Origin of the sequence: Clostridioides sp. ES-S-0123-01 (genome assembly GCF_020658415.1) — a bacterium.
GTDB lineage: Bacteria > Bacillota > Clostridia > Peptostreptococcales > Peptostreptococcaceae > Clostridioides.
This window is the reverse complement of record NZ_JACVWD010000003.1, coordinates 288,519-306,186: the sequence shown is the minus strand read 5'-3', so window position 1 is coordinate 306,186 and position 17,668 is coordinate 288,519. Positions and strand designations below refer to the sequence as shown.

Sequence of the window (17,668 nt, the reverse complement as noted above, 5' to 3'; positions counted from 1 at the left end):
TTATTCTTTAGTCTTTCCAATACCACCACTTTAGTTTTTCTGGGTCTGGGTTTTCTGTTGATGCAAAATATATTGCACAGCGGTATACATATAGTTGACATCTATCTATATGTTTCCCACTCATTAAACATTCTTTTTGGTACAACTCTTCTGGATTGGCATCTTTAAGGGATTCAATTGTTGTATATCCCAACATTATTAGGTCTTTTTCAGTTTCCTTTCCTACCCCAGGAATTTTTCTCAATTCTCCCATGTTATACCTTCTTTCTAGGATATGTGTTTTTATATTTTATTGTATATTAAATATTATTTTTATGCTACATCTAATATTAAAATTTCATAGTACTTAATTTATATTTTTTAATATAAATTAATAATGCTGACTAAATACTACTTTTTTGATATAAAATATTATTATTGTATGCTTTTTAATAAAATAAATTACTTAGTTACAACCTAAGTGATACCAAACACTTCACCATTCAATTAATATTTACTTTCCCATAAAAATGGTCATAGAAAATCAGTTCTTTATACTTCACTTTTTGCCTGTTTTTTGGTATTATTATGTTAAGAAAATTAATATAATTTAGTATTATCAAATTAAATTAGTTTACATTTTCCTAAAAAGTTTATTTAAACACCTTATATGACGTCTATTAAAAGCCTATCTTTCCTTTTAAAAATTTTTAGCTTAAAATAGGAGGTAAATATTGTGCATAATAAACTTTTGTCAATTACCCAATTAGCAAAACTTAGAAACCTTACAAGTGAAACACTAAGATATTATGACAGAATAAATCTTATAAAACCTAACTACGTAGACCCTAATACTAAATATAGATATTACTCTATTCTTCAATATGAAGAGTTAGGAACTGTAAAAGAATTAAGACAATTAGGAATGTGTATTAATGATATTACAAGTTATTTTAATGACAGAAATTTCAAAAAATCTATTGAAATTTTTGAAAAATACCAGGAAACACTTCACTCAGAAATCAGAGAAAAAATAGAGCTTGAAAAGGTATTAAATAAAAAGGTTGAATTTTTAAAACAACTAGATTCTCTATCTCCAGTAAATACAATTACAGAACTTACACTTCCAGATAGATATATGATTACCTTTGATAAACCAACTGGTGGACCTCATGAATTAGCTCTTGCTGTAACTGAATTGGAATCTCATTTAAATGAGATTGCTCCAATTGTTGCAAGTGATAGAGTGGGTGCTTATGGTAATGATTTAATTTTAGACGAATCTAAAGATTATATTCCTTTATCTCCATTTATATTCATAGAAGATGATGATATACAGTCCCCTTTAAAAAAACTTGTTCCAGGGGGGTTATATCTTTCTATGTATTATGATGGTGATGAACTTGAAAGATACCATCCATCTTTTGATTTTATAAAAGAGTATATGAGTGAGCACAACCTATGCCTTAATGGCGATATTTATCAAATATTTAAAATAGATGTGACTCTTACTAGTTACTTAAATGAAACGCTTATGGAAATTCAAGTTCCAGTAAAAAAAATATAGTCTATTACATAAAGGCTATGATTGTTAGCTTATCATAGCCTTTTTACTTACTTTTATCCATAGTCTTTTTATTACTTTTGTGATTCCCAATCTGCTGGGTATGTTACATATATAAACCTAGCATAATTAGGTACTGAAAACTTTATACTACTTCCTTTTGGTATGAGTATTAGTTCCCCTTCAGATGCTGTTATCTTTCTGCCATCTATTAATATATCTAAAGTTCCTTCTATTATATAGTCTACTTCATCATAATTTAAGGTCCAATCGAAAGTTGTTTCTTTCATTTCCATAATTCCACAACCTAGTCTTGGACTTTCTTCTAAAGTAAATAAATCTTTTGTATAAACTATATCATTTGGATTACCAGTATCTAATCTATTACTTTCATCTACCTTTACTCTTGGTAATTTTATAGAAGTTATTCCACTTATATCTTTGTGTCTATTAAAATCTATATTATTTTTAGAACCATTTAAATTTTCTTCTATTATTTGTCTAACTAAGACTTCCAACATATCTTTGTTTAATGTACTTATATCCATCTCTTATTACCTCCTTAACCTTATATCTCTATATCACCAATACTTTTACTCATTTGTTATTCATCCGCAAATTCAAGAGAATCGACTATACCAACTATAGTTGCATCTATTGGAACACTCTGTCTTTCTATTGAAGTTCTAGCAGCAGAGCCTCTAGTTATAAGAACTAAATCTCCATTCCCTGCCCCTGCATTATCTGCTGCTACTAAAAAACCTTCTTTATATGTATCTTTAGCATTTAATAGTTTCACAACTAAGAATTTTTGTCCATTTAACTTTTCATCTTTTCTTGTTGCCCATACATTACCAACTATTTTTCCTATTTCCATAAGTCTCCTCCACTATATTCTTTTTACTGTTATATTATGTATTCTTATAAAATCAATAGCTAATGGAGTTATTATACTATTTTTGCTTACGATAATATCCTTAGTTCCACTTATCATAGGCTTTCTCAAATCAGACTCAGATATAAGCCTTTTTTGTGTCAAATCTATGCTAAAATTATCATCTATTTTTACTTTTTCTTCGTTCAATATTTCTTCATTCAATATTTCTTTATTAAACGTTTCCTCACTAAATGCTCTCTCACTTAATGTTATCTCATTTAAATTCTTTATAATCTTTACTCCATACCTACAAATATCCTCTTCATAAGCTCTGTATTTATTGTATAGTGCTTTAGGTGCAGTGTCTTTATAGAGTTTGTATTCTATTCCTTCATCTAACACATATACTTTCTTACCTTTCATAAGCATTTTTAATAGAAATATTTCTTCATTTGAAAAACTATTTCCTAATGCTAAGTTGCAAATACCCCTCAAACAAAGTTTTGATACTATTACTGCATCACAATCTTTTGTAGCACTATCAAATATTTCTATATTAAACTTATCATTTAATAAGTCAAATTTACTTTTATCATTTTCATATAATATAATTACTTTTTTTCTATTTTCATTTTCTATATATCCAACATTCGTAGTATTTATTTTTTTGTAAAGTTCTTCTACTATAATCTCTATAATATTGTTGTAATCCATAAGCTTTCCTTTCTAGATATATAGCTATCTCTTTATTATCCTTGCAATACTTCCTTTTGAATATGCGCATGCATTTGCCTCATCGTAATCTATGTGCATATAAGTTTTAAACTTATCGCTAACCCTAACAACTACATCATCAAATATTAGAGGTCTTTTACCAAATACTTTAACTTCAACTATCTCATTGTCTCCCACATTAAATTTTTTGGCATCTTCTATCGACATGTGTATATGTCTTTTTGCTACCATAAGACCTTTTTGAAGTTCAATCTCTCCTTTTTCTGTAGCTATTTTAATACCTAAGGTATCTTCTAAATCTCCACTTTGCTTTATTGGTGGCTTCAATCCTAATATGGAACCATCTGTTAGTGATATTTCTACTTGTGTTTTCTTTCTACAAGGTCCAAGAACTACAACATTTTTTAATGTACCCTTTGGTCCAATTATTGTAACTCTTTCTTTACAAGCATATTGACCTGGTTGAGATAAATCTTTTAATTTTGTTAATATATATTCTTTACCAAATAATTTTTCTACATCTTCTTCACTTAAATGTACATGTCTTCCTGACGCTTCAACTTCTATAAATACTTCTTTTTTAACTCTACTTACTACTTCTTTTACTATTTCATTTAATAGGTTTTCCATAAACTTCCCCCAACTACTGGTATTGTCCAGTTCTTATTTTATAAATTATAATCCAGAACACTGATGACAATCTATTAAGAGCTTTTATTAAATCTTCTCTCTCAACTTCTCCATATTCACCTTTAAACGCTTCATATGCACAGAGTTCAGCTTCCCTAGTACTAGTTCTTATACTATTTATGAGTACTACTTCTTCACCCATTTTATAAGTTGGAAATTCATGACCTATACCAAAATATTTTTTAGGATTATGAGAATGCTCTCTCAACTCTTTTTCAGATAGACCTAAAAGCTTAAAGCTATCTAATTTTTCTTCTAACACTTCACATCTCATTATTTTCCTTACAAACTCTAATATTTCTTGTAATTCATTTACTAATTTTCCAAGACTCTTTTTGTTGCATAAAACTTGAACTTCTAGTATTTTTGATTCTAACGAGTCTATCTTTCCCCTTAAAATTATCCTTTTATGGTCTTTAAATACTAATATATCTCCATTTAAATGAGTCATATGTTCTGGCTTTTCATTTAACTTAGCTCCAAATACAGTTTTGTACTTATAAGATTCTTCTCTTACTGTTTCTTTTATAGCTTCCTTATTCTTATTATTTTCATTATTTTCATTTGAAATATTATCAATATATTTTATTTCAATCTTTTTTTCGGCTAAAAAAGACTTTGCTAAAGGAGTTATAATTTGACCTTTTTCAATGTAATATTCAGTTATATTCCCTTTATTTTCACGCATTTCTTTTCTTATTTGATTCTCTGTTAAAACACTCATTTTATCACATCTCCTATTAGATGTATAAAAGGGGACCCCTCAAAATATATTGACATCCCCTTTTTATCAAATTTAAATTTTATTTACTATATAAACTTATTAATCAACATTTACTTTTGGTAATATAGCATCTACTTCAAAGTGTGGTCTTGGTATAACATGAACAGATACTAAATCTCCAACTCTCTCAGCAGCAGAAGCACCTGCATCTGTAGCAGCTTTAACAGCTCCAACATCACCTCTTACCATTACTGTAACTAAACCTCCACCTACTTGCTCTTTTCCAACTAATTGAACATTGGCAGCCTTAACCATTGCGTCTGCTGCTTCTATTGCTCCTACTAATCCTTTAGTTTCTATCATCCCTAATGCGTTTGCATTTGCCATAATGCTTACCTCCAAAATTTTATATTAATATTTTTTAAAATTATTTTAGTTTTTCAAAATCTAACATAGCTCTAAAGCTATCTTTTTTACTAATACATTTATTAGTTCTTCTCTATCCATAGAGTCAAATATTGATTTTTCTACTTTAGAATTTGTACCTCTAAGTTCTTCTATTTCTTTAACTCCATAGGCTATTTTCTTTATATTTAATAAGTCTAATGGTCCTACATTATTTGAAGTTGAACTTCCACCTATAGCTCCACACCCTAATGTTAAAGCTGGTGATAAGTTTGTTGCTCCACCTATTCCTCCAAGTGCAGATGGTGCATTTACTATTATTCTTGATACTGGCATATTAAGTGCAAATTTCTTTACAAGTTCCTCATCATTAGCATGCATTGAGAATGTGTGACCAGCACCTTCATTTAAAAGTATCTCTCTAGATTTTTGCATAATAGATTCAATATTTTCCTCTACATAAAATGCAAGTATTGGAGTCAGTTTTTCTCTAGAATAAGCTACATCATTTCCTACTCTAGATTCTCTTGCTATAAGCACTTTAGCATAACTTGGCACATTACTTAAATTAGCTAATTTAGCAAGTGTTTCTACACTCTTTCCAACTATTTGAGGATTCATTGTTCCATTTGCTCTTAATATAAATTTAGACAGCTTTTCACTTTCTTCTTCATTTAAGAAATAAGCCCCTTGATTTTTCAGTTCATTAACAATTATATCTTCCATAGATTTTTCTACTATTATAGATTGTTCAGATGCACATATTACACCGTTATCAAAAGTTTTAGAATCTAATATTCTTTTAACTGCTAACTTAATATCTGCACTCTTATCTATAAATGCTGGTCCATTTCCTGGTCCTACTCCTATGGCAGGTGTTCCTGATGAATAAGCAGCTCTAACCATAGCCTCTCCGCCAGTTGCTAAAATAAGTTTAGTATTCTTATGCTTCATTAATTCATTAGTACCTTTAAGGCTGGGATTAGTTATACCTAATATAATATCCTCTGGACTTCCTGCTTTTATAGCTGCCTCACTTATTATTTTTATAGTCTCAAGTATACATTTTTTTGCATTTGGATGTGGTGAGAAAATTATTGAATTTCCTGATTTTATAGAAATCATAGCTTTGTAGATTACTGTTGATGTTGGATTTGTTGATGGTATAAGCCCTGCTACTACTCCTACTGGTGTAGCTATATCAACCGTTTTTTCTGCCTTATTTTCACCTATTATCCCAATAGTCTTCATATCTTTTATTGCTTCATATAACATTTTAGATGCAAATGTATTTTTAACTATTTTATCTTCATATTTTCCAAACCCAGTTTCTTCATTGGCCATTTTAGCCAACTTAGCAGCATTTTCATATGCTGCCTCTGCCATTGACTTAACTATTTTATCTATTTGTTCTTGGCTCATTCTGGAAAGTTTAACTTGAGCTTCTTTAGCTTTTTTTACAAGATTTCTAACTTCTTGTATAGATAATAAATCTTTATCTAAAATTTCCATCTTTATTTATCCTCTCTAATCAATTTATAAACTAAATCTACTAGGTCTTCTTTTCTTAAAGAATTTAATTCTTTATTAGTCAAAGAAGAATCGTATTCTCTAGCTAAAGTTTTTAATTCTTTTATATTCATATTTAATAAATTTCTATTATTAGTGACCTCATCTTTTACTGGTTTTACTTCATTTAAAGTTTCTATATTTGTATTTTCATTTTCTTCAATTTTTATGTCTTCTTCTAAGATTTCTGTATTTGTATTTTCATTTTCTTCAACTTTTACATCTTCTTCTAAAGCTTCTACATTTGTATCTTCATTTTCTTCTATCTTCATATTTTCTTTGATTGGTATTTCGCTAACTTCATTATATTTCTGAGTAATTCTTTCTTCTTTTTTAAATAAATTATCAGCTACTTCTTTATGTATCCTTGGTATTACATGAGTTGCTCTTAATACTCCAACCTTGTTTACAGCTACTTCTCCAGCTTCTATAGCTGATTTAACTGCGCCTACATCTCCAACTATTGTTAATGTAACTATTCCCGCTCCTACTTTTTCAATGCTAAGTATATTTACACTAGCAGACTTTACACATGCATCACATGCCTCTATTGCAGCAACATATCCTATTACTTCTATTAAACCTACAGCATTCATTTATCTTTAAAACCTTGTTGGGTCATCAGCTACAGATTTAACAGCTTCAGCAAAAGCATCACAAGCTGCTTTACAAGCTGATTGAGAACCTGTAAGCAATGCTCCACCAAAGTTTGTTTCAGTTGGAGGTGCAAATAATTCACATAGACTTACATCTGCTGCTTTTAATGCTGCATCTAGTGCATACATAGCTTCTAAAGGTGGTGCTACTAAATAAGCTATGGCTTCTCCTTCATTGATTCCTGCCACTTTAGAAAGATATGTTCCTGTTCTAGATACACAGTGAGCATAATATACTATTGAATCATCATCATTTGCACTCATAAAAGTTGCTCCATATTCCAGAAAATCAACTACTGCATTTAATCCACTTCTTACTTCAGCTGGACTTGGTCCTGCTATTATACCTAATACTTCACCAGCAAGTTTTGTTGAAGCATTTGTAGCTCCTGCATACATTGACTTTGCATATACAACATCAACTTCTGAAGCTTTAGTTGCTTCATCAAGAGCAGTATATGTTACATCATCACAATCAGCAGTTATAAAACCTAAACTTTTATGGTCTGAATTTAATTCTAACTTTTTTGCCATTTCTGGACTTATGTTTGAAATCATTTTAATTCCCAGTATTTTAGGACGAATTATATCATTTTTCATAACTTGTACTCCTTTAAGTTATTATTTTAAATCAATTCCAGAAGCTTTCTTATCTAAAATTGTTTTTATAAGTTCAGCTATATGTGCACCTGCTTCAACAGCAGTAGTTCCACCTTTATGGATGTTTGACACCACTGTTCTCTTGGCTTCTGCTATACCAACTTTAGGCTTATATGTAATATATGCTGACATAGATTCTGCTGTAACAAGACCTGGTCTTTCTCCAATTAACACACATACAACTTCACAGTCTAACTCTTCACCTAAATGGTCCATAGCCCCAACTCTACAATGTTTAACAAATACAATATCTCCCACTTCAATTCCATACATCTTTAAACCTTGCTTTATAGCCATAATACAGTCATTTGAATTGGCCTCTATAGCAGCTGAACTTAGTCCATCACCTGCCATTATTAATACCTTCTGATTTGTACCTATTTGCGTTTTTATAAAATTTATAGTTTCACTTGAAAACTTTCTTCCAAGGTCTGGTCTAGTTAAAAATTCATCTTTATCCTTACATAAAGTTTCTATTTTTATTAAGTTGCTATTTTCCACAAAATCTTCATCTACATAAGAGAAAACAGCATCTTGTGCAGCAGCATGGTCTGCTCTAAATCTTAAAACTGTTTCTGTTTTATATCTAGCTCCACATCTACCTATACCTATTCTTGCAGGAGTTTTAGATTTCATATCTAAATAGGCTTCTGCATCCTTAGGATTTTTTACTAATAATTGCTTTTTTAAATCTATTTCCGTTATATCTTCTATGCAAGCATCATCGTCTATTGTACTTTTATTTACTTTGTCTACTGTATTTTCAACAACTTCATTTACAACACTAGAATCAATTTGACCAGCCATTTGATTTACTAACTGCTCTACTAATGCTTTTAAATCTTTTTCATTCATACTTAAGACCTCCTACCCTAATAATATTGATGCATCTCCAGCTTTTTCTGTTAATTTACCATCTTTAGAGAAGCCCATTTGTTCCATCCAAGCATCAAACTCTTTTATTCCTGTAAGTCCAAACATTTCTCTAAGTGATGCTGTCTCATGGTATCCTGTAGTTTGGTAGTTAAGCATTACATCATCTCCATGAGGTATGCCCATAAAATATGTACATCCAGCTGTAGTTAATAATATCGCTAAATTTTCCATATCATTTTGGTCTGCTTTCATATGGTTTGTATAGCAAACATCAACACCCATTGGTAATCCATGTAATTTACCCATAAAGTGGTCTTCTAGTCCTGCCCTCATTACTTCCTTTGCATCATATAGATACTCTGGCCCTATAAATCCAACTACTGTGTTTACTAAAAACGGCTCAAACTTTTTAGCAAATCCATAACATCTAGCTTCCATAGTAACTTGGTCTATCCCATGATGTGCTTCTGAAGAAAGCTCTGAGCCTTGCCCTGTTTCAAAATACATTACATTTGGACCAGTAGCTGTTCCATGCTTTAAAGCTAAATTTCTTGCTTCTTCAATAGTTTCTGAATTAAATCCAAAAGCTTCATTTCCTTTTTCAGAACCAGCTATTGATTGGAATATTAAATCTGTTGGAGCACCATTTCTTATAGCTTCCATTTGTGTTGTAACGTGTGCCAACACACAAGTCTGAGTAGGTATTTTATATTTTTGTTTTACTTCCTCAAATCTCTTTAATACTTTAGTTACACTTTCAACTGAATCATCAACTGGGTTTAATCCTAGTACTGCATCACCTATTCCAAAAGTTAATCCTTCTAGAAGTGATGCAAGTATTCCATCTGGGTCATCTGTTGGATGATTTGGTTGAAGTCTAACTGATAAAGTACCTTCTTCGCCTATTGTTGTATTACAATGAGCTGTAACTTTAATTTTTTTTGCTGCATAAACTAAGTCCATATTTGACATTAGCTTTGCAACTGCTGCTATCATTTCTGAAGTTAATCCTCTTGAAACTCTTTTTATATCTAAACTACTTGTTTCACTATCTAATAGCCACTCTCTAAGTTCTGAAACAGTCCAGTCCTTTATTTCACTATAAACTTTTTCATTTACTCCATCTTGAATTATTCTTGTGACCTCATCTTCATCATAAGGAACTGCGGGACTGTTTCTTATATCCTCTAATTTTATATGAGATAAAACTACTTTTGCTGCCACTCTTTCTTCGGCACTTTGAGCTGCAAGACCAGCTAACTTATCACCAGACTTTTCTTCATTTGCTTTTGCCATTACATCATATAATCCTTTGAACTGATAAGTACGCCCAAATAATTTTGTCTTTAAAATCATCTCCTTACCCCCTTTTTTAATTAAAAACTAATGTCTTTATTACTACAGGTAACACCTTACCTTCAGCTATTGGCTTTCCAATATCTATGTAGTCTCCATTTTCAACCTTAATACTATCTATACAAATAATATCTTTTTTGTAATCTAAAACTGCACAAATAGATTGTCCTAATACTTTTGCCATGTCATTTTCTATAATTACTACAAATGGCAAGTCATTTTCTATAATTTCTTCCATACCACTCACTAATCCACGTGCATACTCTTGAATTTCTAAAAAGCTTGGATTTTTACTTCCTTCTATAGCGATAACAATTTTTTGTAAGTCATTTTCTAACTTAAACCAATTTAACTTATTTTTTATACTTTCACTTAATGCCTTTTCATTGCTAGTTTCTTCTTCTCGTGATAGTTTTAAAACAGGTAAGTTTTTAAGTGGAAAATCTTCACTTGTATAAGTTATAGTACTTCCACTTACTTCAGTAGTATGAGAACCAGCACCTACTACTGTAGCTCTAATAGTTTCTAATGGAGTTATTACATTTATTTTTTTTAGTTCATCACAATTTTTTATCGCTTGACCTAATAAAATACCTAAGTCTCCATATTTAAAATATTCATCTATTTTTTTATCATAGTAGATATAATCAGCGACCCCACCAGAAAAAGATATGTTATCTATCTTTTCACTTAAATTTATAGATTTATTAGTTACCATAAACTCAAATAGACTCGTTTTCTTTTTTATTCCTATACTTTGTAATATTAAATCAACCATTATATCTATTATTGGCTTTGTGTTTTCTATGGTTGCTATAGTTCCTATTTGAAGACCTAAATTATAATCTTTTATGATTTTTTCTATCTTAGGTGATATATAAGTTATTTTTTTACTATGCTTGTCTATTTTTATAAGTCTTCCACCTATATCTAGACAGCCAGTATCTAATACTTCACCTCTTTTAAATAAAGCTAAATTGCTAGTTCCTCCACCTACATCTAAATTTACAACATTAGTTGAATGATTTTTAGAATAAATATGGGCTCCTGCTCCTTTGCCAGATATGATACTTTCTAAATCTGGTCCTGCTGTTGCCACCACAAAGTCTCCTGCAAACCCACTTAAATTATGAAGTACATAATTTGCATTTTCTTTTCTTGCAGTTTCTCCAGTTATAATAACTGCACCTGTATGTATGTCTTCTTTAGATATATTTGCTTTTTTATATTCACTATCAACTATGTTTTTTATTTCATTTCCATTTATCTCATTGTTGGAGATAAGAGGTGTAAAGTATATTTCACTTTTATATACAATTTCTTTGTCTATTATACTTATCCTAGGTACTGAAAAACTAGATGCAGTGTTTTCAACTATCAATTTAGAAAATATTAGTTGAGTAGTACTTGTCCCAATATCTATCCCAACACTTAATAACTCTTCTCTCATTTTCTCACCTCATAATTTAAAAGTATTTCTTAAACAAAGAAGTTAGATTGTTCTATAGACTAGCAATATTTTTCTTCCAATGAGCTTATCTCATTTAAATATTCAAATAATTCATCTATACCTACATCATCTATTGTGTCTACTTTAAATATTTTATTGACTCCTGCTAACGTTAATCTTTCTATTCCTAAATCTATTTGATTTTTATCTAATTTATTTATCTTAGTCAGAATGCCTATAGTTTCTTTACAAAATATACTTGCAAAACCTGGTGCCATATAATTTTCTTCTTGAGTTGCATCATAAACTATAGCCACTACTTTAGCATCTACAGCTGTAGTTATTAAAGCATTATACAATGCTCTATTTTCCATATATTCACCTGGTGTATCTATTGCATTTTTATAAATTTCTATTGACTGTGTTTTCTTATATTTAATCTCTAGCTCATCTAGTTTTTGGCAAAGAGTCGTCTTTCCACTACTTGTTTTTCCCATAAAAATTATATTTTTCATTTTATGTCCTCGTTATCTTAGTTGATGAAAAATTCAACATCTCACCTAACACTTCTAATACTTCATTTAATGCAGATTCTACAGAACTCACATCTCCAGATATTACTAAAGACCCACTAAATCTATCTATAAATCCAAGCGTTATATCTGATGATTTTGTTGCTACATCTGCTGCTATTATTGAAGCTTCACTTGGTGTTATTGTAAGAATACCGATTGCATCTTTTCTATCTAGTATTAATCCTAACTTTTTGTATATATCCTCATTTGGATTAGCTATTATATGAGCAAGTGTTACTTGCTTTCCTGGAACATATTCTTGTATAATTCTTTGTTTAGTTTCTTCGTTCAATTTTGCCCCCTAATTTTTATCACATTTTTACTTAATTTTATTTAGTATTTCTATTATGTCTTCTTCTATGGGAACTTTAGGATTTGCACTAGTACATCCATCTTGAATAGCCAAAACTGCTATTTCACTCTGTAAATTACTTAGTTCTTCCAAATTTACATTGCATTCTCTCAATTTAGTTGGCATGTTTAATTCTTTTTGTAGTTTTTTTATTTCATTAATTAAACTCTTTACACCACTTCTTGTGTTTGAGCTACTAAGACCTATTAACTTTGATATTTGTGCATATTTTTTTGCTGATAATGAGTAGTATGTATTTGAATATCCTGTGATATTAGCATTGTATTCTATTATATATGGCAATAATATTGCATTTGCTCTTCCATGTGGTATATGAAACTTTCCACCTAGAACATGTGCTATGGAGTGATTTATTCCTAATGATGTTTGATTAAATGCCATTCCAGCTAGACAAGATGCATTATGCATTTTTTCTCTAGCCTCTAAATCGTTTCCATCCCTATATGCTTTCAATAAATATTCAAATACTAGTTTTATTGCCTTTTCAGCAAGTGCATCAGAAAAATCATTAGAATTTACTGATACATATGCTTCTAATGCATGTGTCAAAACATCCATTCCAGTATCTGCTGTTATAAAATCTGGCACTGTTTTAACCAACTCTGGGTCTAGTATTGCTATGTCTGGAATTAATTCATCTGACACTAGAGGATACTTTGCACCTTTTTGCTTATCTGTGATTACAGAAAATGATGTTACTTCTGAGCCAGTTCCACTTGTTGTTGGGATAGCAATAAATTCGATTTCATTAGTTCTTAAAATTTGCTTTGAAAAGTCCTTTATAGCTTTGGCTGCATCTATTGCAGAACCTCCACCTAAAGCTATTACTGTATCTGGCTTTATATTTTTTAATACTTCTATGCCTTGTACTACTGTATCTATAGGTGGGTCTGGTACTATATTACTAAATACTTCATATGTACTGTGTTTTAAATTTACTAAGATTTTATCTATAGTTTTTGATTTAACCATAAAAGGGTCTGTTATAACCAACACTTTTTTATCTTTTATCTCTTGTAAATATTCTAAAGAACCTACTCCAAATTTTACTTTGGTTTTTATTTCAAAATTATTCAATCTAATCTCCTCTTTTATAAAAACTTATTTAAAATTAAACAATTGTTAAGCAAAAGCCCCACAGAACAATCTATGGAGCTTTTATTAAGCTTTCAATATTTCGTTATGACATTATTTTAGTAAATATTGGATTTTAGTAAAGTCAAGAATCTTGTATATTAATACTTTATGTTATGCTTTTTCTTATAAGCTATATGAGATATAAATTCATACATTATACCCGCAGCTGTAAGTGAAGTAACATTTCCAGCATCATATTGTGGCGCAACTTCAACAAGGTCATAGCCTACTATATTTAACTCCTTTAATCCTCTTATTATTTCTAATGTTTGGGCAGATGAGAATCCACCTATAACAGGAGTTCCTGTCCCTGGTGCATATGCTGGGTCAACAAAATCTATATCAAATGTAAGGAATGCTTTTGAATCACCAACACGTTGTTTAATTCTTTCAATTATTTCTTCTGTAGTCATCTTATGACATTCAACAGCTTTTAAAACTTCATACCCTAAATCAGTTGAGTGGTACTTATCTTCTTCACCATAATAACCTTCTCTTATTCCAACTTGAATTGATTTAGATGTATCAACAAGGTTTTCTTTAGCAGCATGGTAGAAAGGTGTTCCATGACTATAAGGCTTTCCAAAATATTCTGCTATTGTATCATAATGAGAGTCAAAGTGTATTAAAGCAACTGGTCCATGAACCTTATGACAAGCTCTTAATTCTGGTAATGTTACACTATGGTCTCCTCCCATAGCTATTGGAACTACACCATTTTCAAAGATAGGTAACATCCCCTCTGTAATTACATCAAATGTATCTTCTACATATCCTGGTACAGAGCCTAAATCACCATAGTCTACCCCAGAACAATAGTCAAATATACCAACATCAAGAACTGGATTATATGGTTTACAACCTAGAACTGACATTTCTCTTATTGATGATGGACCAAATCTAGCACCAACTCTAAATGTAGCACATGAATCAAATGGTATACCAACAACAGCAAAATCTACATCGTCTGTTGTAACTACATTTTGTAATCTCATGAATGTTTTAATTCCTGCAAATCTAGGTGATTTTAAAGAATTTATTGTTTTATATTTAATCATAACTACTCCCCTTAATTTTCTTTGTTTTTATTATTTTTTTATCAATTTTACTCTAAACTTCAGCTACCTCATCTTCTTTTTCCATCTTAAGAACGTATGGAACTGCAATTAATTTTGCAAATATTATACCTATTACTCCACCTACTATTTGACCAACAAGTATTGCAATAACCAAGTTTGGTTGGAAATTGACATTGAAAGCTATAAAATCTCCTAAAGAATATCCTGCACAAACTAAAAACGACATAGATATTACTTTACTTGTTGGTTTCATATCTTTCACTAGTCCAAAAATTGCGATACCATTTGCCATACATGCAACTAATCCAGCACTACCAGCACTATCTAGCCCAGCTATTGAACCAAGCTTTTCCAGTGGCTTTTTAAAATACTTACGTATAAGGTAAACCATTGGAAATGCTCCACAAAGCATCATTGCAATACTCCCTAGAAGCTCAATAGACCTAAACATTTCTTTCTCATCTGCAAACATTGGGTCAAATCCCCAACTTCCAAATACTTTAGTGAAAATACCTGTATAGTGTTCAACAATAGATGATACTACGACTATTATTAATATGCTTGTAAGACCTTTTCCAAAATACATGAATCCTTTTATCATTCCATTAGGGAACAATTTTAACCCTAATGCAAGCAACACACACACCACAACAATAGGAATTAGATTTTGGAAAATCATTAGCATACTTAAATTTAAAGTATAATTAGAATTTCCTACTGTAGAAAGTGTTGTACGTATTGTAGGATTTGTAAGTAATGCAACCATATATGACGTGAATACTCCAAAAGGTACTGATAAAAATCCAGACATAGCTCCTAAAGCTAGGTACTTGTAATCTTTTTTATCTAAAATTGAAAGTCCTATTGGAATATTAAATGCCACTGTCGATGCACACATAAATCCAACTGCTAATACTATCACTAATATTTCACTTGTTTTCCCAATTTCTATAGCTAAAGCATATGAACCGCAATCTGGTGGCATAATCATAGCTGCTGCTACCACTGGGTCTGCGCCAAACATACTAAACAACTTTCCAAATATTTTCTCTACCCCGACCTTTAGATACGGAACAGATACCATAAGACCTACTATTGGTATAAACATCGTTGCCATAGTATGTAAGCCTTCATCAAAAGATTTAGCTAGCTCCGATTCTTCTTTGAAAATCTTTGCTAAACCTCCAGCTACACAACAAGCCATGATGATATACAGTACTGAGTCTCCTAATAATTCCATACAGTATACCCCCTATGTACTAAAAACATTAATCAGCTCTTTATTACTTAATTTTTATTTAATATTTCTCATAATAAATACTTCTTATGCTAGTGGTTCTACAGATTCTGTAAAGTTAGGGTCATTTATTATATCTAAGTAATGTTCAAAGTTTTCATCCTTCATAAACTCTATACAATCAGCTGCACGAGTTCTTCCATATTCCCAATAGAAGTCATGGTCTTTACCATATGTTATTTGAACTAATGACCATAAAGACCAGTGTGCATTAACTAAAAACTTACTTGTAAGCAATCTTGCTCTTTGTTCTTCTGTTGGTTCTCCGCCAAAGTATGTTCTTACATAAAGCTCCTCTTTATCTTTTGGAAGAGGATTTTCCACACACACACATGCCATATCGTAAAATCTATCATTTGTTCCACCGTATTCCCAGTCTATTACACGCATAACTTTTCCATCATACATAAAGTTTTCTGCTAGTGTATCATTGTGACAAGGAACTAATTTTTGTGGATTATTTTGATAAGCAACTTCTATTATATCTACTTTTTCTGTTATGCTATCCCATCCATCATATCTCTTATCAAAACCATTTTCTTTAAGTATTTGTATGTACTCTTTCATCTTAGCTATTGGGTTAAATACACTTTTAAACTCCATTCCACTATCATGGTATTTTCTCATAATTTCTGCTGATTTCATGACTACATCTGAATTATTTATAAAATCCTCTGCATGCATTGTATCTGATTTTATAAATTCACAAAGTTGTGAACCTGTTTTTGGGTCATAGTAATATATTTCTGGAGCTATTCCAAGACATGACATTAAAGAAGCATTGTGCTTTTCTGCTGGACGATTTATATATCCTGCTGTTCCTACTCCTGCTACACGCATTGCTATTTGAGTGCCATCTTCAATCTCAAGCTTAAAGTTTTTATTTGTAAGCCCGCCTGGCATTATTTCTATTTTGCTAAGTTCTTGGCTAAATGCTGTTTTTGTTAAATTGATTAACCTAAGGAAATCTTGAATTTCATAAGGTTGTATTACCTCTCCAAATACTGACATATTTTCTCTTATACTTTCATTTTTCATAATAATTTCTCCTTTGTATGATTTGTTTTTGGTTGAAACTTTTTCTATTAAAAACCATTTTCCTTTGATTAGAATTCTATATCTTTGTGCAACACAAAGGTCAATACTATTTTTGTTTAATTTTTTGTTATAATGGATTTTTTTATATATTTTTGGGATTCTATCTCTATTTGTGGAAATAAAAAAACTTTTAAATAAAGTTATTTAAAAGTTTTTCATCATATTATTAAAATTATGTATACAAAAAATATTTATTATAGTATTGTTTTATTTATTCAATTTATAATTCTCTACTTTATGAACTTTATAAAATTGATAATTCTTTTGTCTATTTTTATTTATCAATCTTTATATTTCCATTTCGACTTTCCAGCTTAACTGTAACATTTGGTGCAACTCCAACACTTCCTTTTAGAATATTATCATTTATAGATAATTTGTCTTTGAATGATGTGGAAATAGCCCCATTAAAAGTATGAATAATACCAAACACCAAGAACTTAGTATCTAAAGCCACATTTTTACAACGAAAGACCCCTTCTTTTATACCCTGTTCTACAATTAGAATTTTATTAAAGCTATTGCACTAAAAAAAGAAACCACATTCTGTTTTTATATAGAATATAGT

General features: G+C 30.4%; 21 protein-coding genes. 1 reads left to right on the top strand and 20 read right to left on the bottom strand.

Features of this window, described 5'->3' with window-relative positions:
- Positions 1–7 precede the first annotated feature (7 nt).
- Positions 8–253 carry a helix-hairpin-helix domain-containing protein gene (locus IC175_RS08400; RefSeq protein WP_227845516.1) on the bottom strand — a complete coding sequence of 82 codons (246 nt, stop codon included), beginning with the start codon at positions 251–253 and terminating at the stop codon, positions 8–10.
- Positions 254–715: 462 nt separating this feature from the next.
- On the opposite strand from IC175_RS08400, the gene IC175_RS08395 reads away from it, so the two are divergent.
- Positions 716–1,546, top strand: a complete 831-nt coding sequence (locus IC175_RS08395) for a MerR family transcriptional regulator (RefSeq protein ID WP_227835886.1) — start codon at positions 716–718, stop codon at positions 1,544–1,546.
- A 71-nt stretch (positions 1,547–1,617) separates the two neighbouring features.
- On the opposite strand, the gene IC175_RS08390 is transcribed toward IC175_RS08395, so the two are convergent.
- The 19 genes from IC175_RS08390 to IC175_RS08300 form a co-directional block, all read right to left on the bottom strand.
- Positions 1,618–2,091 (bottom strand): cupin domain-containing protein, encoded by a 474-nt coding sequence (locus IC175_RS08390; protein WP_227831319.1) that lies wholly within the window; start codon positions 2,089–2,091, stop codon positions 1,618–1,620.
- A 56-nt stretch (positions 2,092–2,147) separates the two neighbouring features.
- A complete protein-coding gene (locus IC175_RS08385; protein ID WP_227824686.1) occupies positions 2,148–2,420 on the bottom strand; it encodes a EutN/CcmL family microcompartment protein in 273 nt (90 codons plus the stop codon).
- Positions 2,421–2,432: 12 nt separating this feature from the next.
- A complete protein-coding gene (locus tag IC175_RS08380) occupies positions 2,433–3,134 on the bottom strand; it encodes a TIGR02536 family ethanolamine utilization protein (RefSeq protein WP_227851418.1) in 702 nt (233 codons plus the stop codon).
- A 24-nt stretch (positions 3,135–3,158) separates the two neighbouring features.
- A complete protein-coding gene (gene eutD / locus IC175_RS08375; protein ID WP_227824684.1) occupies positions 3,159–3,785 on the bottom strand; it encodes an ethanolamine utilization phosphate acetyltransferase EutD in 627 nt (208 codons plus the stop codon).
- Positions 3,786–3,798: 13 nt separating this feature from the next.
- Positions 3,799–4,569 carry a cobalamin adenosyltransferase gene (locus IC175_RS08370; protein WP_227824683.1) on the bottom strand — a complete coding sequence of 257 codons (771 nt, stop codon included), beginning with the start codon at positions 4,567–4,569 and terminating at the stop codon, positions 3,799–3,801.
- A 99-nt stretch (positions 4,570–4,668) separates the two neighbouring features.
- Positions 4,669–4,956, bottom strand: a complete 288-nt coding sequence (locus IC175_RS08365; RefSeq protein WP_227824682.1) for a BMC domain-containing protein — start codon at positions 4,954–4,956, stop codon at positions 4,669–4,671.
- Between the two features lie 60 nt (positions 4,957–5,016).
- Positions 5,017–6,486, bottom strand: coding sequence for an acetaldehyde dehydrogenase (acetylating) (locus tag IC175_RS08360; protein ID WP_227851417.1), 1,470 nt, complete (start codon positions 6,484–6,486; stop codon positions 5,017–5,019).
- A 2-nt stretch (positions 6,487–6,488) separates the two neighbouring features.
- A complete protein-coding gene (locus tag IC175_RS19545) occupies positions 6,489–7,139 on the bottom strand; it encodes a BMC domain-containing protein (RefSeq protein WP_285894768.1) in 651 nt (216 codons plus the stop codon).
- A gap of 6 nt (positions 7,140–7,145) precedes the next feature.
- The gene (gene eutL, locus IC175_RS08350) at positions 7,146–7,799 is read right to left on the bottom strand and encodes an ethanolamine utilization microcompartment protein EutL (RefSeq protein ID WP_227835882.1); all 654 of its coding nucleotides are present in this window, start codon (positions 7,797–7,799) and stop codon (positions 7,146–7,148) included.
- A gap of 21 nt (positions 7,800–7,820) precedes the next feature.
- Positions 7,821–8,714: an ethanolamine ammonia-lyase subunit EutC gene (eutC, locus tag IC175_RS08345; RefSeq protein ID WP_227831325.1), complete on the bottom strand. Its 894-nt coding sequence runs from the start codon at positions 8,712–8,714 to the stop codon at positions 7,821–7,823.
- Between the two features lie 12 nt (positions 8,715–8,726).
- Positions 8,727–10,091, bottom strand: coding sequence for an ethanolamine ammonia-lyase subunit EutB (locus IC175_RS08340; RefSeq protein WP_227824678.1), 1,365 nt, complete (start codon positions 10,089–10,091; stop codon positions 8,727–8,729).
- 16 nt (positions 10,092–10,107) lie between these two features.
- The gene (gene eutA, locus IC175_RS08335) at positions 10,108–11,541 is read right to left on the bottom strand and encodes an ethanolamine ammonia-lyase reactivating factor EutA (RefSeq protein ID WP_227851416.1); all 1,434 of its coding nucleotides are present in this window, start codon (positions 11,539–11,541) and stop codon (positions 10,108–10,110) included.
- 59 nt (positions 11,542–11,600) lie between these two features.
- Positions 11,601–12,056: a EutP/PduV family microcompartment system protein gene (locus tag IC175_RS08330; protein ID WP_227824676.1), complete on the bottom strand. Its 456-nt coding sequence runs from the start codon at positions 12,054–12,056 to the stop codon at positions 11,601–11,603.
- Position 12,057: 1 nt separating this feature from the next.
- Positions 12,058–12,408: an ethanolamine utilization microcompartment protein EutS gene (eutS, locus tag IC175_RS08325; RefSeq protein ID WP_227824675.1), complete on the bottom strand. Its 351-nt coding sequence runs from the start codon at positions 12,406–12,408 to the stop codon at positions 12,058–12,060.
- 27 nt (positions 12,409–12,435) lie between these two features.
- Positions 12,436–13,566, bottom strand: a complete 1,131-nt coding sequence (locus IC175_RS08320; RefSeq protein ID WP_227851415.1) for a 1-propanol dehydrogenase PduQ — start codon at positions 13,564–13,566, stop codon at positions 12,436–12,438.
- 158 nt (positions 13,567–13,724) lie between these two features.
- Positions 13,725–14,684 (bottom strand): agmatinase, encoded by a 960-nt coding sequence (gene speB / locus IC175_RS08315; protein ID WP_227824673.1) that lies wholly within the window; start codon positions 14,682–14,684, stop codon positions 13,725–13,727.
- Positions 14,685–14,736: 52 nt separating this feature from the next.
- Positions 14,737–15,945 carry an ethanolamine utilization protein EutH gene (locus IC175_RS08310; protein ID WP_227851414.1) on the bottom strand — a complete coding sequence of 403 codons (1,209 nt, stop codon included), beginning with the start codon at positions 15,943–15,945 and terminating at the stop codon, positions 14,737–14,739.
- A gap of 84 nt (positions 15,946–16,029) precedes the next feature.
- Positions 16,030–17,040, bottom strand: coding sequence for a choline/ethanolamine kinase family protein (locus tag IC175_RS08305; protein ID WP_227824671.1), 1,011 nt, complete (start codon positions 17,038–17,040; stop codon positions 16,030–16,032).
- 334 nt (positions 17,041–17,374) lie between these two features.
- Positions 17,375–17,557, bottom strand: a complete 183-nt coding sequence (locus IC175_RS08300; protein WP_227851413.1) for a hypothetical protein — start codon at positions 17,555–17,557, stop codon at positions 17,375–17,377.
- Between the last annotated feature and the right edge of the window lie 111 nt (positions 17,558–17,668).